Source organism: Rodentibacter pneumotropicus DSM 21403 (assembly GCF_000379905.1).
Taxonomy (GTDB): domain Bacteria; phylum Pseudomonadota; class Gammaproteobacteria; order Enterobacterales; family Pasteurellaceae; genus Rodentibacter; species Rodentibacter pneumotropicus.
In genome coordinates this window covers 42,579-63,956 of sequence record NZ_KB904052.1, presented here as the reverse complement: position 1 = coordinate 63,956, position 21,378 = coordinate 42,579, and the positions used below count along the sequence as shown (strand labels likewise).

Here is a 21,378-nt window from a genome sequence, read left to right as displayed (position 1 = left end):
TGCTATTTCCCCCTATTTTTTAATTCATTCACTTCATCATCGGTGAGATAACGAATCGGTTTTCCTTGTAAAAGGAAGAAAAGTTTGGCAGTTTCTTCCAACTCTTCCGCATTGTCAGCGGCATTCAGCAAATCCGCCCCTGTTACCACCACCCCATGATTCGCCAGTAAAAAAGCTTTTCCGGATAATGCCTGGGCTTCTAACTCTTCGGCAATACGAGGAGAACCGGGACGATAATAAGGAATGACCGGCAAACTCCCGACCCGCATAACGTAATAAGGTGTAAAGGCTTTTATCGCATTTTGCGGATCAAGATTTTCCAAACAGGAAAGTGCCGTCAAATAGGTAGAATGAAGATGTACAATTGCCCGACATTCAGAATTTTTACGGTACATCGCCAAATGGAATACGGATTCTTTTGAGGGTTTATCACCTTCAAGTACATGACCTTCCATATCCAACACGGAAAGTCGTTCCGCTTTCAAACGCCCTAGGGAAGATCCTGTCGGTGTCACTAAAATACGATTTTCATCTAACCGAACGGAGATATTCCCTGCTCCACCAACGGTATAACCCCGTTCATAGAAAGAACGACCAAGTTGCACCATAAGTGTTTTTAATTCTGAATCAGTCATAACATCATTCCCTGCGCATCAATAAAAAAGGTTTCTTTCCCGAAATTACCGGATTTCAAAGCAAGTGCGGTCGATTCTCCCAACGCTTTTAACCAAGGCACACCCGGTGCAATTTGTTTACCAATTTGAAAACCGCTAAATCCTAGTTTTTGCACGACAATACTGGAGGTTTCACCACCTGCGGTGATAAAGTTTTCTACATTGGCTTTTTCTTTTAATCGCTGTGCCAATTTCGCAAAAGTTCGCTCAATGGCTTGGCTTGCCTGCTCCGCACCAAATTGCGCCTGAATTCGTTTTAATTCATCAGGTGGCACTGTGGCATAAACCATTGGCGCAAGCGGTTCATCAATATGCGGCAAAACTTGTTCAAATAAGATGTCGGCATAATTGGCGTTTGCTACCGCTTTTTCTACATCTAAGTAAATCGTGGTGGCTTTTTCTTTATAGGCGTTCACTTGCTTATTCGTCATCTCGGAACAAGAACCGGAAAGAATGATGCTTCGTGCTTTTTTCGGTACAAATGCCTTCTCTGCTTTTTTACCACCGCTTAATCTCGCCGCCATATAAGCACCCAGTCCGGAACCGCCGGTCACTAATTTCAAATCACTCACGGCTTCCGCAAGGGCAGCAAGCTGACGATTATCTGCCGCATCCACCACCGCATAACGGAATCCCGCTTGTTTTAATTGGGTAAAACAAGATTTCACATACTCTGCCCCTTGAATCACATCGGCATAGCTCACCAAGCCTGTTTTTCCTTTGGCTTGCGCATCCATTAAACGCATAAGGTTGGCATCTTTCATCGGAGTAATCGGGTGATGGCGCATACCGGATTCATTCAGCAACACATCACCAACGAATAAATATCCATTAAAAATCGTTCTTCCATTAATCGGTAGTGCCGGTGTAATCACCGTAAAATCTTCATTAAGTGCCGCCAACAAAGCATCCGTTACCGGACCAATATTGCCTTTTTCGGTACTGTCAAATGTCGAACAGTATTTAAAATAGAACTGAGAACAACCGCACTTTTGTAACCAATCAAGTGCCAGTAATGATTGTTCGATCGCTTCCTCCACCGGATTTGAACGGGATTTTAAACTGATGACAATGGCATCTACTTTTTCCGTTAATGTGATATTGGGTACGCCATTCATTTGCACCGTATTCAAGCCATTTTCAACAAGGAAACTGGCAATATCGCTCGCACCGGTAAAATCATCTGCAATCACACCTAACATCGCTACGCTCCTTTTTTCGGTAATTCAATACCACTAAAAATTTTAATCACTGCACTGTCATCTTCCTTTCCATAGCCTGCATTGCTGGCTTCTGTGAACATAGAATAGGCAGTGCCTGCAAGGTGAAGCGGGAAACGTAAAGATTTTGCCGTATCATTCACCAAGCCTAAATCTTTCACAAAAATATCCACCATGGAGAGCGGAGAATAATCCCCTTCCACCACGTGTTTCATTCGGTTTTCAAACATCCACGAATTACCTGCCGCATTCGTCACCACGTCATACATTAAATCAAGGGGAATGCCTGCCTTGGCGGCTAGAGCCATCGCTTCTGCCCCAGCGGCAATATGTACGCCTGCGAGTAATTGATGAATAATTTTCACTGTTGCCCCTAAGCCAATTTCTTCGCCAATGTTGTACACCTGGCCTGCCACAGCATCGAGTACAGGCTGTAATTTATCAAATGCCTGTTTTGAACCTGATGCCATAACCGTCATTTCTCCCGCAGCGGCTTTTGCTGCGCCACCGGAAACAGGTGCATCTAACATAACCAACCCTAAACTTGTTAATTTTTGTGAAATTTCTTTCGCATCTTGCGCTGATATGGTTGAAGAAACCATCACGGCGGTACCTTGATTAAGTTTTTCAGCCAAACCATTTTCACCAAATAACACCACATTGACTTGTGCGGCATTCACTACAAGTAATACAACAGCATCTAATTTATCGGCAAAATCAACCGCACTTTGACTAACGGCATAAGCACCGTCTTTCTTTAATTTTTCAAGTACGGTCTCATCAAGATCGACACCGTAGGTGATTAATCCTGCTTTCACGCAAGATTGTGCTGCGCCCATTCCCATTGCACCTAACCCAATCACAGCAACTGAATAAGGTTTATTTATCATTGCGCTTTCTCCAATAAGGTTATTTTGATTTTATGGTGATCATTCTGACAGGTTTCAAAGTAAAAAAACGTGAACAAGATCACAAATATTAACATTTATGTTATTTTTTGTTAAAAAAGAAAGAAAACAAAGGAGAGGAAAAAACGATATAATGGAAAAAATTTTGGGGAGGATTTTATGATTCCAGCAGAACGTCAAAAACTGTTACTCAATTTAATCAATCAAAAAGATGTGGTAAGCATCACACAATTAGCTGAATCACTGAATGTTTCACACATGACTATCCGTCGAGATATTCAAAAATTAGAAGAAATGGGAAAGGTAGTATCCATATCAGGCGGCGTAAAAATGCAAGAGCATTTGTCTTTTGAGCCAACCCATCAAGATAAATCACTTCTTTTTCATACTCAAAAAGAGCAAATCGGCAAATTTGCCGCACAACAAATTCCAACGAATACCACGATCTATCTTGATGCCGGCACCACAACATTAGAAATTGCTTACCGTTTAATTGAACGAGATGATCTCTTAGTGGTGACAAATGATTTTTCCATTGCTCATTTTCTTATGACGAATGGGCAGTGTGAATTGATTCATATCGGCGGAAGCGTGAATAAATTGAATCATTCTTCCGTTGGAGAGCTTGCAGGTCAATTCCTTCGACAGCTTTCTATCGATATCGCCTTTGTTTCCACCTCATCATGGACATTGAAAGGTTTAACCACCCCTGACGAAAATAAATTACCGGTAAAAAAAGCCTTGCTTGATGCCAGCAATCAAAGAATCTTAGTCTCAGACTCCTCAAAATATGGCAAAGTGGCGACATTTCATATTTGCCCCTTAACACGCTTTGATCGCATTATTTGTGACAAAAATCTTGTTGAACCGGTACAACACGCCATCAAAGAGCTCAATGTTGAATTAGTCACCGTCTAGTATTAGCCCTATAAAAAACGGCTTATGCCAACGCATAAGCCGAAATTTTGTTTAAAATCAACCGCACTTTAGAAGAATAAAATACTTCCCCATACTACACCAACAATACAAAGTGCGATAAATACGGCGGCGGAACCTTGATCTTTAGCCCGACCGGAAAGCTCATGGCGTTCGCTACCAATACGATCAACCACCGCTTCAATGGCACTGTTTAACAGCTCCACGGCCATCACAAGTAAGACGGATGAAACCATTAAAGCGATTTCGATCTTGGTCTCACCCAAAAGGAAGGCGAGCGGGATTAAAATGGCCGCAAGAAAACATTCGTGGCGAAAAGCGGTTTCATTCTTAAATGCACTTTTTAAGCCTTGAAGGGAATATTTTGTGGAATTGATTAGATGGGTTAAACCCGTCGTTTTATACATAAAGATTCCTATTTTATAAGCGCTTGGCTTCGATTACATCATTCAATTTTGAAACGCGAGCCAAGATTTTGCTTAAACTTTCTACATTATGAAGCTCGATTTCCATATCAATGGTCGCCAGTTGTTTTTTCGTATCGGTACGGCTGGATACGCTCAACACACTGATTTTTTCATTCGCCAATACTGTCGTAATATCACGCAATAAACCATTACGATCACTAGCCACAATGCGGATATTAATATGAAAACCACGGGCATAATTTTCACCCCAAATGGATTCTACCACACGTTCGGGATGTGCTGCTTGTAAATCTAAAAACTGTTCGCAATCGCTGCGGTGAATGGAAATTCCCCTCCCCATCGTGATGTAACCCACAATGGCATCACCCGGAATCGGTTGACAACAACGGGCAATATGATGCATTAAATTGCCCACACCTTCCACAATCACACAGCCGCCCTTTTCCGCATTTTTTTGCTGAGAATTGACCGCACTTTTGTTTGCCACATGACGCAAAATTTCTTGATCAACTTGCTCAGCGTTCACTTTGATAAGCTTATTTTGTAAAAAGTTCACCAAGTGATTGAGACGAATATCGCCACTGCCAATTCCCGCATAAAGATCATCGATATTTTTCAAGTTATAACGTGGCAATGCGTAAGGTTCGATCTGTTTGAGACTGAGATTTAAACGGGCTAATTCATTATCCAGCAATTCTTTTCCTGCCGGTACATTCTTATCACGATCCTGTTTTTTAAACCATGCCTGAATTTTTGTCCGAGATTTTGCTGTATGGGTAAAACCTAAATTTGGATTGAGCCAATCCCGACTCGGATTTGGATTTTTTTGAGTGATAATTTCAATTTGATCACCCATTTGTAATTGGTAGGTAAACGGTACTATTCGCCCTGATACTTTCGCACCGATACAGCGATGACCGATTTCACTATGAATGGCATAAGCAAAATCAAGGGGAGTCGAGCCTGTCGGTAAATCCACCACCTCCCCTTTTGGGGTAAATACATAGACACGATCATCAAATACTTGGCTTCGTAATTCAGCCATCACTTCACCGGAATCGGTAATATCATCCTGCCATGCGAGCAATTTACGTAACCAGGCGATTTTTTCTTCATACGCCGACATCGTGCCTGTCGTGCCTTCTTTGTATTTCCAATGTGCCGCAACACCTAATTCTGCATCATCGTGCATTTGCCGAGTGCGAATTTGCACTTCAATCGGCTTACCGCCTTTTCCCAACACAACAGTATGAATAGACTGATACCCGTTAGGTTTCGGGTTTGCCACATAATCATCAAACTCTTTTGGTAAATGTTTGAAATGAGTATGAACAATACCTAATGCGGTATAACAATCCTGCAATTTTTGAACGATAATTCTAACCGCTCTTACATCATATAAATCACCAAATTCTAAGTGTTTTTTCTGCATTTTACGCCAAATGCTATAAATATGTTTTGGGCGACCATACACATCGACATGATCAATATTTTTACGTAAATGGCGGCTGATCGTTTCCACAAAATCCGCAATGTAATGTTCACGATCAAGGCGGCGTTCTTGCAATAATTTGGCAATAGCACGATATTGCTCAGGGTGTAAATAGTGGAAACAGTAATCCTCCAGCTCCCATTTAAGCTGCCCGATCCCTAAGCGATTTGCCAAGGGAGCATAAATATTAGAACATTCTTTGGCAGCAAGAACCTTTTCTTCTTCAGAACAACGATTTTCTGCGTCGCGGAGAAAAGTAATACGTTCCGCAAGTTTGATAATGACACAACGAAAATCATCGACCATAGCAAGTAGCATACGGCGGACATTATCTACTTGTAAGGCATTGGCAGAATGGCTGGCATTGAGTTGGCGGATATTATCCATTTCCTCAACACCTCTAAGTAATTTGATGATTTTCGCACCGAATTTCTCTTCCAGTGCTTCCCAATCTATCAAACGATTCGCCACAATAGGGAAAAGCATAGCGGTGACAAGACTTTCCGCGTCCATATTAAGCTCGTGTAGAATTTCCACCATTTCCACACCGGATTGGAGTGTTAGAGTGGCACTTTTCATTTCATCGGGGTGGGTGGTTATTAGCTCACGCGAATAATACCAGGCATCAACCAACGTTTTTTCCGTTTGTTCTGTCAGTTTTAGCCCTATACACCATTGTTCAATCACAAAATCTTGCGGATTTAACAAATGAGAACTGCGAACAGCAACCATAATACCCCCTTGTTTATGAGAAAGCGTAGCTCCCTGTCACTCCATTTTGACGCTTCATTGTAACAGAATAACCTACTTATTTTGTAGAAAATAACGTAATGGATTCTAAATGCCCCGTATGAGGGAACATATCAATCACCGTGCTTTTTTCGATTTTATAACCAAACTTAAGCAAAATTTCTGCATCACGCACCAAGGTAGCAGGATTACAAGAAACATAAAGCATTTTCTCAGCCTTTAACTGACAAAGTGCACTCAATGCAAAAGCCGCACCACTACGAGGAGGATCGAGCAACACTTTGTTAAAAGGCTGATTTGCCCAAGGTTGATTAACAAAAGGTTGGTCAAGATTCGCTTGAAAAAATTCAATATTATTAAGCTGATTATATTCAGCATTTTGTACCGCTTTTTGTACCATCTCAAAAACACCTTCAATTCCAACCGCACGTTTCACTTGTTTTGCCAGAGGAAGGGTAAAATTTCCCATTCCGCAGAATAAATCCAATACATGATCCGAGGATTCAAGGGAAAGCCAATCCAATGCGGTTTGCACCATTTTCTCATTTAACTTGCGATTGACTTGAATAAAATCACGAATATCAAAATACAATCGAATACCACAAGAAAATTGATAGTAAGGAGAGTTACCATAAACCTGCTCAATGCCCTCATCGCTTTGTAAAAACAACATCAAATTTTCCTGACCGGCAAAATTCAACAACAAAGTGCGGTCGAAATCCGCAAGGTTTCCCGTGTAACGCAACAACATCGCCACCCCATTATCCGCCGCGACTAACTCAATATGCCCGAGTTGTTTTTGTGTGGAATAACACGCCAAAAGAGCGGTCAATTTTGGCAGTAAATTATTGATGGCGGGTTCAATCACTTCACAGCCTTCAACTACAATCAAATCATGAGAATTTTTTTGGCGAAACCCCATTTCAACTTGCTTGGTTTTCGGATTAAACCATAAACTTAAACGCACCCGACGGCGATACTGCCAAGGTTCGTCACAAATCATCGGTTGGAAATCAATAGGTTCTTGCTGGAGTTTTGCCAAGCGTTTGAACAATGCTATTTGTTTGGCTTCACGCTGCATTTCAACGGGGATATGTTGGGCTTGACAGCCGCCACAACGCCCATAATAGCTACATTGTGGCAAAACACGAAACGGGCTTTTCTCAAGCCATTTTTTCACCACTGCCCGACCATACTGGCGTTTTTCTTCCAATACGGTACATTCCACTTTTTCTTGTGGCAACGCATTTTCTATAAACCAAGTTTTACCGTTAATTTTTGCCACGCCTAACCCTTGGTAATCCAGCTCAATAATCGTTGCCGTGATCTGTTGTGGCTTGTTTAATTTTTTCTGTGGGGAATAAAGAAGTACCATTATTTTAAAAATAAAATATTTTGATTAAATAATTCTCGGCTTTTCAAAGGTTTATCGCCGAGGTAAGGTTTAAGCGCGATACGCGTGAAACGCTTAGCCGCTTGGCGTACGGCCTCATCGGAAAAATCAAGAGTAGCAAAGGCGATCAGATCACGTCCGTAAAAAGTGAGATTATCTTTCACCAATGAAGCGATGAAGCCTTTTTCCTCACGATAGCGGTAAGTCATTGTAGGCTCCACCTGCTGACCCGAGCCGGCACAGTGCAGAAAATCCACACCATAGCCGAGAATTTGTAGCAAGTTAAATTCAAATAAACGTAAGCAAGGTTCCACATTGGTTTCTGTCGCCAAGCTCGTTAAGCATCTTAGGTAATGTTGGAATAATTGGGGATTAGCCGTTTCCGGCTCAATAACACGTGTGAGCAATTCATTCACATAAAAACCGCTATAAAGTGCAGTTTGTTGTAAAGGTAAGGTGATTGCAGCAGGTTCTGCTTTGGTTAGCGTTTTCAAACTACCTTTTCCTGCCCAACGTAATAACAGGGGAGTAAAGGGTTGCAAGACGGATTTCCAAATTGAACGTTTCGCTCTCGCCCCTTTTGCAATCACGGTAAGACGGCCGCTTTCTTCCGTGAATAAATCCACTAACAAACTGGTTTCGCTATAAGGGCGACGGTGTAGAACAAAGCCACGTTGGAGTTCGGTTTGCACGTATTATTTACTCAATGACGGGTCGGAAGATTTCAACACACATTGCTCAGCCAAAGCTTCACCGACACTGGTTTTCAAGGTACTAAAATCATTACGCTCCAACCACGTCCAACGAATATTGCCGTAATTATTTCCTCTTTCTGAAATCATCAGTGTTAATCTTTCCGTGACATGATTAAAAGTGACAGAAACTCGTTTCAACATTCTCTTATTTCGCTTTTGTGTACTATGCACAACTCGAACTTCTTTACCACCTTTGCAACGATACAATTTTGCCGAGCCTATTTGTGAGGTTTTATCAACCTTCTGCACCACCATTTTTTGCTGGGGCGGTTCATTTAATAACGTACTTTGAGTACAACCGCCAAGCAAAAGTGCGGTCAAAATAAACAATGTTTTTCTTAACATAAACCTTCACCAAAAGGAAACAAAAAGGGCGAATATTCGCCCTTAGAATTATTTTTTGAATTGATATGAACCGTCAGCCTGACGCACAAACTTCGCTCCGTTAGATAAACGTAGCTCATTTACACGCCCTTGTCCGTTCAGGGAAACTTGAACTTTATCACCCGGCTTAAAGCTGCTCAATGCGTTACCCGCCCCGTTTGCTTTTGTCATGGCATTCACATCGGAAATATTCAAATTGTTATCACGGAATACTTGCATGAGAGAAACGCCTTTCGGTACTGTTAAGGTTTTGCTTGCGCCACTTGATACCACTTTTGCTGTATTGACCGCAGACTTTGCCTCAACAACTTGAACTTTACGCTCATTTTTCGCTGCCGCTTTTGTTTCTTGAACTGGTGCTTTTCGTGCCGTTTCGGTTTTTGTTTGAGCCGGTTTCACCGTCGGTTTTTCTACGATTTTACGTTCTTGAGTAACAGGTTTAACCGCTTCATGTTTTACGGTTTCACGGACATTTCCAACGGTACGTTCAACTTGTTTAACCGATTCAGTACGAGCAGGGGCGACAGGAATCGGTTGAGAAACCGTTTCATTAACGGATGAGGCGACTCCCGTTGATTTTGGTGAACCTGTTGTCTCTTTTTGATCGCCAACATATTCCATTTTACCTGGTTCAGCCGTATTCGCAGATTCTGTCTGCGCTTGATTTTCCGCTAATGGTGCGTTTTCTTGTGGCGCAGGGACATTATCTAACACCGTTGTTTCAACCGGTTGGGATTGATCTAAAGATTGAAATTGCACCGGAATTTCGTTGCTATTTTGTTGCTCAAAAGATTCCACCGTATCGGAATTCGGTTTTAACGCAAAAAATACAATTAAAAGTAAAACCAAGGCTAAAATTGCAATAAAGAGACGGCGGTGTTTTTCCGGTAAAATTTGAAGAATTTTCCACTTTTCGGGGCGTTTCAGCGCTGTCGCTGCGGCAGTTGCTCCTGCAGCTAGAGTTTCCTTCGCCTGCTCTGTTGCTGAAACCGTACTTTCTACGGCATTTTCTACTTTTGTTTCAACCTTTTCAACGGCAGATTCCAGCTTTTGTTCAACATTTTCAGCCGTCACCTTAACGCTTTCCGTGAAACCTGACTGCGGATGTGGTTGCGCAGTTTGCTGTGTATGGCTTTCGCCAAATGTCGGTTCTTTACGCACATGGAATTGCGTTCCGGCTTGCTCTTTACGCCCAAATAAATCTTTCAAACCTTTTGCTTTATCTAATAAAGATTCATTCGATTGAACCGGTTTTCTTGGTGTCACGGTATCCGCTTGGTTTAAACCAAGATCAAGCTCGTTTTGAGATTTATTTTCGTTTGATTGATTGTTATTCATAGAATCCACAGAATTACCTCAGTTAATTATTATTGCCCGTTGTCGTCTTAACGATAAGCACAAAAGTGCGGTAAAAATTTCGAGCATTTTATCGGATCTTATTCAGTGTATAAAGTCTTATTTGGCTCACCCGCAATTTCACGGGCAAGTTTAGGCACAAGATAGCCGGATGTGAGCGATTGCAAAGTTTTATAAATTGCCATGGCTTGTTTATCGCCGACTAAAAAATGGCTCGCTCCCTGTACCTTATCCAGTAAATGCAGATAATAAGGTAAAATACCGATTTGAAATAACTTATCACTCAGATTTTTTAAAACTTGTGCATCATCATTAATGCCTTTCAACAAAACCGATTGGTTAAGGAGCGTTATCCCTGCATTGCGGAGTTTTTTCATCGCATAGGCTAAAAGCTCATCAATTTCGTTAGGATGATTAATATGTGTCACCATCACGGTTTGCAAGCGGCTTTTCTCCAAAATAGCACAAAATTCATCTGTAATCCGCTGTGGAATGACCACCGGCAAACGGGTATGAATGCGTAAGCGTTGTAAGTGCGGTAGATTTTCGAGACGTTTTATCAACCATGTCAATTCATGATCTTTCGCCATTAGCGGATCGCCACCAGAAAAAATCACCTCTTCAATTTCAGTATGTTCGGCAATATAATTCAATGCCTGTTGCCAGCTTTTTTTATTACCCGGATTTTCATCATAAGGAAAGTGGCGACGGAAACAATAACGACAATTCACCGCACAGCCGCCTTTTACCATAAATAGAAGGCGGTTTTGATATTTATGTAGAACGTTTGGTACGGCATTGGCATTTTGTTCCTCAAGGGGATCTGTTGAAAATCCTTCAGCCTGCACAAATTCTAAATCGGAACACATCACTTGCAAAAAGAGCGGATCATTCGGATTACCTTTTTCCATTTTTGAGACAAAAGGTTGAGGGACACGAAGAGCAAAAAGTGTTCGGGCATTTAATGCATATTCAAAATCCTTTTTCGGTAAATCAAGTATTTTTAGTAATACTTGAGGATCAGAAATCGCATTTTTTAAAATAGCGAGCCAATTTTGTTCTTCTCTAATCACCGGATCTTGAGTTAAAATACACACTTTTTAAACCATCTTTCTTTTTAGGATATTTAATATGGCTACATATACTACCAGTGATTTCAAACCGGGTCTAAAATTTATGCAAGACGGCGAGCCTTGCGTAATCATTGAAAACGAATTCGTAAAACCGGGTAAAGGTCAAGCATTTACCCGCACCCGCATTCGTAAGTTAATTTCAGGCAAAGTGTTGGATGTGAACTTCAAATCCGGTACTTCCGTTGAAGCCGCTGATGTTATGGATCTAAACTTAACCTATTCATACAAAGACGAGGCATTTTGGTATTTCATGCACCCTGAAACCTTTGAGCAATATTCTGCCGATGCAAAAGCAGTAGGTGATGCAGAAAAATGGTTATTAGACCAAGCAGATTGTATCGTTACCCTATGGAATGGTTCGCCGATCACCGTTACTCCACCAAACTTTGTCGAATTAGAAATCGTGGATACCGACCCAGGCTTAAAAGGTGACACCGCAGGGACCGGCGGCAAACCGGCAACCCTCAGCACCGGAGCAGTAGTGAAAGTGCCTCTGTTCGTGCAAATCGGTGAAATCATTAAGGTAGATACCCGTTCAGGCGAATATGTCTCTCGAGTGAAATAATTTCATCTATGAAAGAAAGTGCGGTCAAAAAATCTTATACATTTTTGACCGCACTTTTGTTTTTTTAAGTTATTAAAAATTCATCTTTTATTCACTTAACAAGCTACACGAGTTTTGATAGACTCTCCAGCGTTTTAACTCTGGCTCATCTTAATTTTATTTATTAATTGTACAAGGTATCTTATGGAACTAACAAAAATTTCATTGACAAGATTTGGTTTAACTGCCCTGGCTGCGTTAATTGTTTCAGCTTGTGGAAGTAGCGGCGGTGGCAGCAGTAGTGATAATCAGCCGCAACAAAATAATGCGTCAAACAATTCTCAAATAAGTCAACAAACAAACAAAACATCTGATAATAAAACATCTGATAACAAAACATCTGATAACAAAACATCTGATAACAAAACATCTGATAACAAAACATCTGATAACAAAACATCTGATAACAAAACGTCTGATAACAAAACGTCTGATAACAAAACGTCTGATAACAAAACGTCTGATAACAAAACGTCTGATAACAAAACGTCTGATAACAAAACGTCTGATAACAAAACGACTGATAACAAAACATCTGATAACAAAACATCTAACAATCAACTCCAACAGGAGAGAAACGGAACAGGTACGGCAATTGTAATATCAGGAAGTAATGATAATGTTAATGCACAAACCTCAACATTAAATCATTACAACACAACCTCTATAAATATAGATGGAGTCGATATTATCATTGGATTGCAAGATCTTGATATTCAAGATTGGACGCTTACGGGCTTCAGGGGAAGAAAACTTGAAGTATGTTGCGGTCGCTATTCGGATATCCGCTTTGGTGTGAGTGATTCTTTAAATGAAAGTAGCAATGGCTATATGTTCTACAATGGAAATCCAACTCAAAATATGCCAACATCAGGTACCGCAACTTATTCCGGTGATGCGATTATTTCTGCAGAAAACATTTATGGACTAGATCCAAAAGACTACTACCGTGGCTCATCTAAATTTAATGTCAATTTTGGAAATAAAACCTTAGAAGGTTCACTCAGTATCCCAAATGGGAATCGCCAACCTGTAAAAGTAGAAATTAATGCCAAAATTTCAAGTAATGCATTTACAGGTACAACAAATTCAACCACACTACAGGATGGTCAAGTAGAAGGTAAATTCTATGGCAGTAATGCAAAAGAGATGGCCGGTCTTGCACAAGGTAACGATAAATCTTGGGGTGCCGCTTTTGGTGCAGCAAAACAACAATAAAATAAAAACCTAGAATTATAAAGCAAGCCACAGTGCTTGCTTTATTCATAATTCATATCTAAGAGAATTAAAATTAATGAAATCCGGTAAGATTTTTCTTTCTACCCTTTATATATTGTTTGCTATCAATGCTTCGGCAGAAGTGGCTCAATCTAAAAGTGATGGGCTGGACGATCGCATTAATATGGCAAAACCAAAACTTCCACAAACAGAGGCACAAATTTCTACACCAAAGAGAGAAAATATTTCAATGAGCAGTGCCGAACTACAGCAGCATCCCAATTTAATCATTCGTGGATTAGTTCCAGCCGTCTTACAAAATAATGCGAAAGCCGTAGAAATTTTACTCCCGTTTTATAAAAACTTACCTAATCAGGATCCCACTTTATTAGCTTGGTCTGAATCAATTCTAGCACGTCATCAAGGAAATTTTTCTCTGGCAGCCGAGCGTTATCGAACTTTATTTAGTCAGCATTCGCATATCATCGCCTTACGTTATCAGTTAGCACAAGCCTTATTTTTAAACAATGATAATGAAGCAGCAAAAGATCAATTTCAAAAATTACGTGCGGAAGATATCTCTCCGGAAAGCATTCAAATTATTGATCAATATTTATCTGCCTTAAACAAACGTAATCAATGGAAAGTAAATGGCGGGATCAGTTATTTAAATGAATCAAACATCAATAACGCCCCTAAATCCGGCACAAAAATTGGTAATTGGAACGCTTGGGAAAAAGAAAGTGCACAAGGTTTTTCCTACTATTTGAATGGAGAGAAAAAATGGTCTTGGGCGAATAATGTATTCACAAAATTGCAACTTGAAGGGCAAGGTCGATATTTTTGGAATAACAGAAAATACAATGAGTTAAATCTTCGCGTAGGAGCAGGTTTAGGTTATCAAACTGCACGTTTTGAAAACTTACTCACCCCCTTTACAGAAAAACGTTGGTATGGCGGTGGCTCATCGGGTGGTGATGCATTAAAACAATATGCTAAAAATTCCGGTATACGATTAGAAACAAACTATTGGTTAAATGAAAAATGGCAAATTTCGACCGCACTTGAGTATGGTGAACAACGTTATAACTGGCGAAAACATTTAAATGGCAATAATTACCTTTGGTCAAACACCTTACTTTATACTCCACAAAGCGGGCAATACTGGCTTATAGGCATAGATTATAACCGTGAAAATACACGAGACCATGATAACGCTTATCAACGCAAAAATATTCGTCTCGCTTGGGGACAAGAATGGTCATTAGGTATTTCCTCCCGTTTAAATCTTGCTTATGCAAGGCGAACATATAAGGATATTGATTTCTTTCAGATTCGTCAGAAAAATAATGAGTATTTTACTGCATTGACCTTATGGCATCGCGATTTCTATTTTTTGGGGATTACTCCAAAACTGACGTGGACTTATCAAAAAATAAAAAGCAATCATCCTTTTTATCGTTATGATAAAAACCGCATTTATTTAGAAATGAGCAAAATATTTTAAGGAGGCCTTACTTTATGACACTCACACAACGATACCAACAAGCAGCTAAAGAAGCAAAATGGGCATTAGGACTAACGCTCGTCTATGTGGTGGGCTGGTGTTTATGTGCTTACCTACCGAAAGAGACTTTAGGTCCAGTCGGTTTTCCCCTTTGGTTTGAGCTTTCCTGCATCTATTTACCGATTTTGTTTATCGTAGTCGGCTATTGGCTGATCAAAATCGTCTATCAAGATATTTCCTTAGAAATCAAGGAGAAAGGAGATAACCAATGAATCTAGGCATTATTCTCCCTTTAATCATTTACCTTACTTTTGTGTTTGGTGCAGCGATCTATGCTTATGTGAAACGCACAAGAGGTGATTTTTTAACAGAATATTATGTGGGAAATCGCTCTATGACCGGTTTTGTGCTTGCCATGACGACAGCCTCCACCTATGCCAGTGCCAGCTCTTTTGTGGGTGGACCCGGTGCCGCTTATAAATATGGGCTGGGTTGGGTATTGTTAGCGATGATTCAAGTACCTGCGGTATGGCTCGCCTTAGGTGTATTAGGCAAAAAGTTCGCCCTGCTTTCACGGGAAACCAACGCCCTCACTATCAATGATCTCTTTCTTTATCGTTACAAAAATAAATACCTTGTTTGGCTTTCAAGCCTTGCGTTATTACTCGCTTTCTTTGCTGCGATGACGGTACAATTTATCGGCGGTGCACGATTGCTTGAAACGACTATTGGGATTTCTTACACGCAGGCTCTTTTACTTTTCGCCTTCACCGTTGGCATTTATACTTTCATCGGCGGTTTCCGTGCCGTGGTGCTGACCGATACGATTCAAGGCACAGTGATGATTATTGGCACCGTTATTTTACTTGGTGGCACAATCTATGCCCTTGGCGGGGTGGAAAGTGCGGTCAATAAATTAACCGAAATTGATCCGGCATTAGTCAGCCCTTATGGACCGAACGATATGCTCGGTTTTCAGTTTATGGCATCATTTTGGGTATTGGTCTGTTTTGGTGTAGTAGGATTGCCTCACACAGCGGTGCGGGCTATGGCATTTAAAGACAGCAAGGCGTTGCACCGTGGTATGTTGATCGGCACCATTGTTCTTTCTTTAATTATGTTTGGTATGCACTTATCCGGTGCATTAGGGCGCGCGATTATTCCGGATTTAACCATTGCAGATCAGGTTATCCCAACCCTAATGTTGCAGGTTCTTCCGCCTATTGTGGCGGGAATTTTCTTAGCCGCCCCGATGTCTGCTATTATGTCCACCATTGATGCGCAGCTTATTCAATCTTCCTCAATTTTTGTAAAAGATTTGTATCTTTCCGCCAAACCGAATGCGGCTAAAAATGAGAAGAAAATCAGTTATATTTCTTCAATAATTACCCTGATCCTGACCGCACTTTTAATCTTTGCCGCACTCAATCCACCGGAGATGATTATTTGGTTAAACTTATTCGCCTTTGGTGGGTTAGAAGCCGCATTTTTATGGGTCATCGTGTTGGGGATTTACTGGGATAAAGCCAATGCTTACGGCGCATTAAGCTCAATGATCGTCGGCTTAGGCAGTTACATTTTACTCACGCAACTCAGTATGAAACTACTTGGGTTCCATCAGATCGTTCCGGCATTAACATTCGGCTTAATCGCCTTCTTGGTGGGAAATAAATGGGGAGAAGGTCGCCTTGTGAAAACAAGTGAAAAATCGACCGCACTTGGAAAATAATGGAATTTCTGTGATCTATCAAATTATCGCACTGTTCCTTTGGAGCAGTTCATTAATCGCTGCCAAATTCACGTATTCTATGATGGATCCTGTCCTTGTGGTTCAAGTGCGGTTAGTGATTGCGATGATTCTCGTCTTTCCTCTCTTTTTACGTCGCTGGAAAAAAATTGATAAGCCCACACGTAAACAATTATGGTGGCTTGCCTTTTTTAACTATACGGCAGTCTTTTTATTACAATTTATTGGCTTAAAGTATACTTCTGCCTCTAGTGCGGTAACGATGATTGGGCTAGAACCCCTGCTCGTCGTCTTTGTGGGACATTTCTTTTTCAAAGACAAAGCCAAATGGTTTCATTGGCTCTTCGGTGCTATCGCATTTTTAGGAGTTGCAGTGATGATCAATGGAGGACAAAACAATGAAGGAATCAATGAAATCAGCCTATTCGGCTGCCTATTAGTGCTGAATGCCGGTGTAGTTTTTGCTAGCGTATTGCGTTGGACACGTGCTGTCGTGGCAAAAGTCTCCACACAAGCCTACACCGCAGTGACTATTGTATTAGGAACAATGACCACACTGCCCTTCACGCTGATTTTGACAGAAAGCTGGGAAATCAACCTAAGCGGTTACGGTATCGCCGGACTATTTTATCTTGCCATCGGTTGTAGTTGGCTTGCCTATTGGCTATGGAACAAAGGCTTAAATAGTGTGGATCCTAATCTTTCAGGTATTTTAGTTTCTCTTGAGCCTTTATTCGGTATTTTATTTGCAGTGGTTTTACTCGGTGAAACGCTCTCATTTTCCACCGCACTTGGTATCACACTCATCATGCTTGCCACCCTTGGCTCGACTTTACTGCCGAAATTTTTGAAAAAATCGGTATAATGTCCCATTTTTATAGAATTAAGGAAAACACATGGCTTGGATTCAAATTCGCCTAAACAGCACAAATGAAAAAGCAGAAAAAATGAGCGATTTTCTCGAAGAAATCGGTGCCGTTTCCGTTACCTTCATGGATAGTCAAGATACGCCAATTTTTGAACCGCTACCCGGTGAAACCCGCCTTTGGGGTAATACAGATGTGATGGCACTGTTTGATGCAGAAACCAACATGATAGAAATTGTCGATCTGCTTCATCAGATGGGCCATTTGGATGAAAATACCGCCTATAAGATTGAACAAATTGAGGACAAAGATTGGGAACGGGAATGGATGGATAATTTCCACCCAATGCAATTTGGCAAACGTTTATGGATTTGCCCAAGTTGGCGTGAAGTGCCTGATGAAAATGCCGTCAATGTCATGCTCGATCCCGGTCTCGCATTTGGCACCGGTACACATCCGACAACAGCACTTTGTCTAGAATGGTTAGACGGCTTAGATTTAAAAGGCAAAACGGTGATTGATTTTGGCTGTGGCTCAGGCATTTTAGCTATTGCAGCATTAAAGCTCGGTGCCAAAAGTGCGGTCGGAATTGATATCGATCCGCAAGCAATCCTTGCCAGCCGTAATAATGCGGAACAAAACGGTGTGGCGGATCGCTTGCAATTATTTTTATCTGATGAAAAACCAACGGCTCTCAAAGCCGATGTGGTTGTCGCCAATATTCTCGCAGGTCCGTTAAAAGAGCTTTATCCGGCGATTAGTCGGCTCGTAAAAGAAAATGGTGAGCTCGGTTTATCCGGTATTTTGGAAACTCAAGCTCAATCTGTATGCGAAACCTACGCACAAACCTTTACTTTAGATCCCGTAGAAGTGCGTGAGGAATGGAGTCGAATTACAGGCAAGTTAAAAATCCATTAATTTCCTTTTGTCAATCAAAAAAAGTGTATTTTTTGAACAAATTTCACTTTGCAAACTAGGACAAAATGCGTATCATAGCACGCCTTGTCGGTTGTTGCCCTAATTCGACAATAATAGGATTTAGGCTTGCTTGAAGGTGGTAAAGGTAAAATGCAAATCGGTTCATACCAATTAAAAAACCGTGTTTTACTCGCACCGATGGCAGGTATTACCGATAAACCTTTTCGTCGTCTTTGTGCGCATTATGGTGCGGGGCTCACATTCTCAGAAATGATGTCAACCAATCCACAAGTTTGGCATACAGAGAAATCCAAACTTCGTTTAGCACATAGTAACGACTTAGGCATGAATGCCGTGCAAATTGCAGGTTCCGATCCGCTAGAAATGGCACAAGCCGCAGCCGTTAATGTGGAATACGGTGCAGAAATTATTGATATCAATATGGGATGCCCCGCCAAAAAAGTCAATCGTAAACTGGCTGGATCTGCCCTATTACAATTTCCCGACTTAGTAGAAAAAATTCTACGGGAAGTCGTCAATGCTGTTGATGTGCCGGTCACCTTAAAAATTCGCACAGGCTGGGATAAATCCAATCGAAATTGCGTACAAATCGGCAAAATTGCTGAACAATCTGGAGTTCAGGCTTTAACTATTCATGGTCGAACGCGAGAATGCTTCTTTGAAGGGAAAGCAGAATACGACAATATCCGCTCGGTTAAACAAGCTATCTCCATTCCTGTAATTGCAAATGGTGATATTGATTCCGCAGCAAAAGCAAAAGCAGTACTTGATTACACAGGTGCTGATGCAATTATGATCGGTCGTGCAGCATTAGGTAATCCATGGCTATTCCAAGCTGTAGAGAGCCTAATTGAGCATGATTCGATAACACAAACGCCAAGTTTAAGTGAAAAGTGCGGTCAAATTTTGCGTCATATTCAAGAATTACACCAATTCTATGGTGAACAAAAAGGTTACCGCATTGCACGCAAACACGTGGCGTGGTATTTACAGGGAATTCAACCCGATTCCGTTTTTAGACAGGCTTTTAACACAATTAGTGATGCCAAAGAGCAACTTATTGTGTTAGAGGATTTTTTAAATTCAATTTTGGATAAAGAAAAATGTTAGAACAACAACGTAATCCATCTGAAGCATTAACCGTTTCAGTTTTAAACTCTCAGTCACAAGTAACCAATAAACCATTACGTGATTCTGTCAAACAAGCATTGCGCAATTATTTATCACAGTTAGATGGTCAAGATGTGAATGATCTTTACGAATTAGTATTAGCGGAAGTTGAACACCCAATGTTAGATATGGTTATGCAATATACTCGCGGTAACCAAACCCGTGCGGCCAATATGCTTGGTATCAACCGTGGTACTTTACGCAAAAAATTGAAAAAATACGGTATGGGTTAATTTTTAATACTTTAAATAAAAAAGACGAACTATGTTCGTCTTTTTTATTAATTACATTCGATTTATATATACCCAAGTTTCTTTTATTAAATCCAATTTAGAGATGTAACCGACACCAATATTGCAATGAATTAACACTTTATCTAAATTTTAAATGAGTCATAATTTAAATGGGAGAATCCTAAATGATCTATATGATTCAAAATCTTAATATCAATATCTGAGTTGTATAAAGCAATATTAAAAATATGGTTGAGCGCTATGTCTATCTTCCATAAATCTATGCCGTATAACTTTGTCCATAATAGGCTTTACTTTAACTAAATCATTGATAACAAATAAGCCTGAATTTAATACGTAAAACTCCTTTGTTTGACGAACATAGTCCTTATCAACATACTGCATTCCATATCATTTACCTTTATTAAATGATGTGGGTGGAATAAAAGATGGCGTAATAACATGATCACTCATAACAATATGTAACCAATTTTTTATTCATATTTATTATCCATTAATGATTAATTATTTAATTTATCTTCTGCAAATTTAAGATTTTCTCTAAAACGTTGTTTATCCATTTCAGGAATAGAAGAATTATTAAGTAATTCTACGCATAAATCATGACAAAGTTGATAATTTTCTACCCAATAAGCGGCAACAGCTAATTCATCTTTTGCTTTCCAGTCATAAACCGAATAATTCACAAATAAAATATCTTTACTCAATGGAATATTAACCGCTGCACTGGCATAAATATAAGCTAGTTTAATCTTATCATTAAGACGGAAATGGCGGGCAAGGAAATAAAGACTTTCTGCACGATGAGGACGATATTCGTAAGCAGCAAGTAAAGATTGTTGAATTTCATCTAATGAGGCATTCAATTCTATTTTTAATAAACCGATTTGTAAAAGCGAGTTATAAACCTCTTCAGACCACCCTCCCAAATTAGCTCGGATAGAATACCATTCAATCGCTTTTTCCGGCATATCAGCATCACGATAAGATTGTGCCGTATAAAATGCGTAACGATTTTTAAGATCTTTATCTTCAGGTGCATAAAAAGCCTTTTCTAAAGCTTGCGCATCTTGAAAATATTTTCTCGGATTAAGGCTTCTGGCACCAAAACGGCCACTGATAATGTAATAGTCTCCAGTTTTAATAGCATATTCTACAATTGTCTTTTTTCGTTGCTCCACAAATTCATGTAAAACACCACGCCAGTAGAATGAGCCATCATTGATAAACATTAAAGGACGAAAATAAACATTTGTTCCCGAAATATCATTTGTCATACGAAACGTATATCGGTCATAAACGAGTGTATCAGGAAATACAAATTCTCCACTAAAACGATCATCGGCATCGAAAATCAATACATAATCTGTTTTATCTTCAGCGTATTGCAAAGCAAGATTACGGTTATGGGCAAAATTTACCCATTGGTCATGGTGAATCTCACCCGGGATACCTTTTTCAGTAAAAAATTGTTCTATTATTTCAGCTGTATTATCATCATAACCCATATCACTAATAACATAGTAATCTAGCGATATATAAGCCAGAATATTTTCTAAGGTTTCTCGAATAATTGCCGACTCATTTTTCACAATCATATTGAGACAAATGGTTTTTTTATCAGATTTTGTTGCCATAACCTAT

General features: G+C 40.2%; 21 protein-coding genes. 10 read left to right on the top strand and 11 right to left on the bottom strand.

Annotated features, from left to right (window positions below):
- Positions 1 to 2: 2 nt before the first annotated feature.
- Genes otnC through ltnD form a run of 3 tightly spaced genes read right to left on the bottom strand, consistent with a single transcriptional unit; the run spans position 3 to position 2,784 of the window.
- On the bottom strand, positions 3 to 635 hold the full coding sequence (gene otnC / locus A3GE_RS0105460; RefSeq protein ID WP_018356257.1) for a 3-oxo-tetronate 4-phosphate decarboxylase: 633 nt from the start codon (positions 633 to 635) through the stop codon (positions 3 to 5).
- Positions 632 to 1,876 (bottom strand): 3-oxo-tetronate kinase, encoded by a 1,245-nt coding sequence (gene otnK / locus A3GE_RS0105455; RefSeq protein ID WP_018356256.1) that lies wholly within the window; start codon positions 1,874 to 1,876, stop codon positions 632 to 634. The genes otnC and otnK overlap by 4 nt, the downstream gene beginning before the upstream one ends.
- Before the next feature lie 2 nt (positions 1,877 to 1,878).
- Positions 1,879 to 2,784: an L-threonate dehydrogenase gene (gene ltnD, locus A3GE_RS0105450; protein WP_018356255.1), complete on the bottom strand. Its 906-nt coding sequence runs from the start codon at positions 2,782 to 2,784 to the stop codon at positions 1,879 to 1,881.
- A gap of 177 nt (positions 2,785 to 2,961) precedes the next feature.
- On the opposite strand from ltnD, the gene A3GE_RS0105445 reads away from it, so the two are divergent.
- Positions 2,962 to 3,720, top strand: a complete 759-nt coding sequence (locus A3GE_RS0105445; protein ID WP_018356254.1) for a DeoR/GlpR family DNA-binding transcription regulator — start codon at positions 2,962 to 2,964, stop codon at positions 3,718 to 3,720.
- 68 nt (positions 3,721 to 3,788) lie between these two features.
- On the opposite strand, the gene A3GE_RS0105440 is transcribed toward A3GE_RS0105445, so the two are convergent.
- The 7 genes from A3GE_RS0105440 to epmB form a co-directional block, all read right to left on the bottom strand.
- A complete protein-coding gene (locus A3GE_RS0105440) occupies positions 3,789 to 4,145 on the bottom strand; it encodes a diacylglycerol kinase (RefSeq protein ID WP_018356253.1) in 357 nt (118 codons plus the stop codon).
- Between the two features lie 13 nt (positions 4,146 to 4,158).
- Positions 4,159 to 6,390, bottom strand: a complete 2,232-nt coding sequence (relA, locus tag A3GE_RS0105435) for a GTP diphosphokinase (RefSeq protein WP_018356252.1) — start codon at positions 6,388 to 6,390, stop codon at positions 4,159 to 4,161.
- 76 nt (positions 6,391 to 6,466) lie between these two features.
- Positions 6,467 to 7,783 carry a 23S rRNA (uracil(1939)-C(5))-methyltransferase RlmD gene (gene rlmD / locus A3GE_RS0105430; RefSeq protein ID WP_018356251.1) on the bottom strand — a complete coding sequence of 439 codons (1,317 nt, stop codon included), beginning with the start codon at positions 7,781 to 7,783 and terminating at the stop codon, positions 6,467 to 6,469.
- Entirely contained in the window at positions 7,783 to 8,493 is a 711-nt protein-coding gene (gene recO / locus A3GE_RS0105425; protein ID WP_018356250.1) for a DNA repair protein RecO, read from the bottom strand. The genes rlmD and recO overlap by 1 nt, the downstream gene beginning before the upstream one ends.
- Before the next feature lie 3 nt (positions 8,494 to 8,496).
- Positions 8,497 to 8,901: an MliC family protein gene (locus tag A3GE_RS0105420; protein ID WP_018356249.1), complete on the bottom strand. Its 405-nt coding sequence runs from the start codon at positions 8,899 to 8,901 to the stop codon at positions 8,497 to 8,499.
- A gap of 48 nt (positions 8,902 to 8,949) precedes the next feature.
- On the bottom strand, positions 8,950 to 10,278 hold the full coding sequence (gene oapA / locus A3GE_RS0105415) for an opacity-associated protein OapA (RefSeq protein ID WP_033259754.1): 1,329 nt from the start codon (positions 10,276 to 10,278) through the stop codon (positions 8,950 to 8,952).
- 98 nt (positions 10,279 to 10,376) lie between these two features.
- On the bottom strand, positions 10,377 to 11,393 hold the full coding sequence (gene epmB / locus A3GE_RS0105410) for an EF-P beta-lysylation protein EpmB (RefSeq protein ID WP_018356247.1): 1,017 nt from the start codon (positions 11,391 to 11,393) through the stop codon (positions 10,377 to 10,379).
- Positions 11,394 to 11,427: 34 nt separating this feature from the next.
- Between epmB and efp the strand changes: the two genes are divergently transcribed.
- The 9 genes from efp (at position 11,428) to fis (ending at position 19,713) form a co-directional block, all read left to right on the top strand.
- Complete coding sequence (gene efp, locus A3GE_RS0105405; protein WP_018356246.1) at positions 11,428 to 11,994, top strand: elongation factor P; 567 nt, start codon at positions 11,428 to 11,430, stop codon at positions 11,992 to 11,994.
- Between the two features lie 183 nt (positions 11,995 to 12,177).
- Positions 12,178 to 13,251, top strand: coding sequence for a Slam-dependent surface lipoprotein (locus A3GE_RS11575; protein ID WP_018356245.1), 1,074 nt, complete (start codon positions 12,178 to 12,180; stop codon positions 13,249 to 13,251).
- Positions 13,252 to 13,327: 76 nt separating this feature from the next.
- Complete coding sequence (locus A3GE_RS0105395) at positions 13,328 to 14,758, top strand: surface lipoprotein assembly modifier (protein WP_018356244.1); 1,431 nt, start codon at positions 13,328 to 13,330, stop codon at positions 14,756 to 14,758.
- Between the two features lie 14 nt (positions 14,759 to 14,772).
- Entirely contained in the window at positions 14,773 to 15,030 is a 258-nt protein-coding gene (locus tag A3GE_RS0105390; RefSeq protein WP_018356243.1) for a YhdT family protein, read from the top strand.
- The gene (panF, locus tag A3GE_RS0105385; RefSeq protein ID WP_018356242.1) at positions 15,027 to 16,487 is read left to right on the top strand and encodes a sodium/pantothenate symporter; all 1,461 of its coding nucleotides are present in this window, start codon (positions 15,027 to 15,029) and stop codon (positions 16,485 to 16,487) included. Before A3GE_RS0105390 ends, panF begins: the two co-directional genes overlap by 4 nt.
- Before the next feature lie 10 nt (positions 16,488 to 16,497).
- Positions 16,498 to 17,370: a DMT family transporter gene (locus A3GE_RS0105380; protein WP_026215401.1), complete on the top strand. Its 873-nt coding sequence runs from the start codon at positions 16,498 to 16,500 to the stop codon at positions 17,368 to 17,370.
- A gap of 31 nt (positions 17,371 to 17,401) precedes the next feature.
- Positions 17,402 to 18,289, top strand: coding sequence for a 50S ribosomal protein L11 methyltransferase (gene prmA / locus A3GE_RS0105375; protein WP_018356240.1), 888 nt, complete (start codon positions 17,402 to 17,404; stop codon positions 18,287 to 18,289).
- 150 nt (positions 18,290 to 18,439) lie between these two features.
- Positions 18,440 to 19,420 (top strand): tRNA dihydrouridine synthase DusB, encoded by a 981-nt coding sequence (gene dusB / locus A3GE_RS0105370; protein WP_026215400.1) that lies wholly within the window; start codon positions 18,440 to 18,442, stop codon positions 19,418 to 19,420.
- The gene (gene fis, locus A3GE_RS0105365; RefSeq protein ID WP_018356238.1) at positions 19,414 to 19,713 is read left to right on the top strand and encodes a DNA-binding transcriptional regulator Fis; all 300 of its coding nucleotides are present in this window, start codon (positions 19,414 to 19,416) and stop codon (positions 19,711 to 19,713) included. Before dusB ends, fis begins: the two co-directional genes overlap by 7 nt.
- Before the next feature lie 521 nt (positions 19,714 to 20,234).
- On the opposite strand, the gene A3GE_RS0105355 is transcribed toward fis, so the two are convergent.
- Positions 20,235 to 21,371 (bottom strand): glycosyltransferase, encoded by a 1,137-nt coding sequence (locus A3GE_RS0105355; RefSeq protein WP_018356236.1) that lies wholly within the window; start codon positions 21,369 to 21,371, stop codon positions 20,235 to 20,237.
- Positions 21,372 to 21,378: the final 7 nt, after the last annotated feature.

Coding starts and splice junctions, on each gene's coding strand:
- rlmD (WP_018356251.1), bottom strand. CDS start 7,783: ATGGTACTTCTTTATTCCCCACAGAAAAAATTAAACAAGCCACAACAG.
- oapA (WP_033259754.1), bottom strand. CDS start 10,278: ATGAATAACAATCAATCAAACGAAAATAAATCTCAAAACGAGCTTGAT.
- A3GE_RS11575 (WP_018356245.1), top strand. CDS start 12,178: ATGGAACTAACAAAAATTTCATTGACAAGATTTGGTTTAACTGCCCTG.
- ltnD (WP_018356255.1), bottom strand. CDS start 2,784: ATGATAAATAAACCTTATTCAGTTGCTGTGATTGGGTTAGGTGCAATG.
- A3GE_RS0105395 (WP_018356244.1), top strand. CDS start 13,328: ATGAAATCCGGTAAGATTTTTCTTTCTACCCTTTATATATTGTTTGCT.
- dusB (WP_026215400.1), top strand. CDS start 18,440: ATGCAAATCGGTTCATACCAATTAAAAAACCGTGTTTTACTCGCACCG.
- otnC (WP_018356257.1), bottom strand. CDS start 635: ATGACTGATTCAGAATTAAAAACACTTATGGTGCAACTTGGTCGTTCT.
- fis (WP_018356238.1), top strand. CDS start 19,414: ATGTTAGAACAACAACGTAATCCATCTGAAGCATTAACCGTTTCAGTT.
- otnK (WP_018356256.1), bottom strand. CDS start 1,876: ATGTTAGGTGTGATTGCAGATGATTTTACCGGTGCGAGCGATATTGCC.
- A3GE_RS0105445 (WP_018356254.1), top strand. CDS start 2,962: ATGATTCCAGCAGAACGTCAAAAACTGTTACTCAATTTAATCAATCAA.
- efp (WP_018356246.1), top strand. CDS start 11,428: ATGGCTACATATACTACCAGTGATTTCAAACCGGGTCTAAAATTTATG.
- panF (WP_018356242.1), top strand. CDS start 15,027: ATGAATCTAGGCATTATTCTCCCTTTAATCATTTACCTTACTTTTGTG.
- prmA (WP_018356240.1), top strand. CDS start 17,402: ATGGCTTGGATTCAAATTCGCCTAAACAGCACAAATGAAAAAGCAGAA.
- A3GE_RS0105420 (WP_018356249.1), bottom strand. CDS start 8,901: ATGTTAAGAAAAACATTGTTTATTTTGACCGCACTTTTGCTTGGCGGT.
- A3GE_RS0105440 (WP_018356253.1), bottom strand. CDS start 4,145: ATGTATAAAACGACGGGTTTAACCCATCTAATCAATTCCACAAAATAT.
- A3GE_RS0105355 (WP_018356236.1), bottom strand. CDS start 21,371: ATGGCAACAAAATCTGATAAAAAAACCATTTGTCTCAATATGATTGTG.
- relA (WP_018356252.1), bottom strand. CDS start 6,390: ATGGTTGCTGTTCGCAGTTCTCATTTGTTAAATCCGCAAGATTTTGTG.
- A3GE_RS0105390 (WP_018356243.1), top strand. CDS start 14,773: ATGACACTCACACAACGATACCAACAAGCAGCTAAAGAAGCAAAATGG.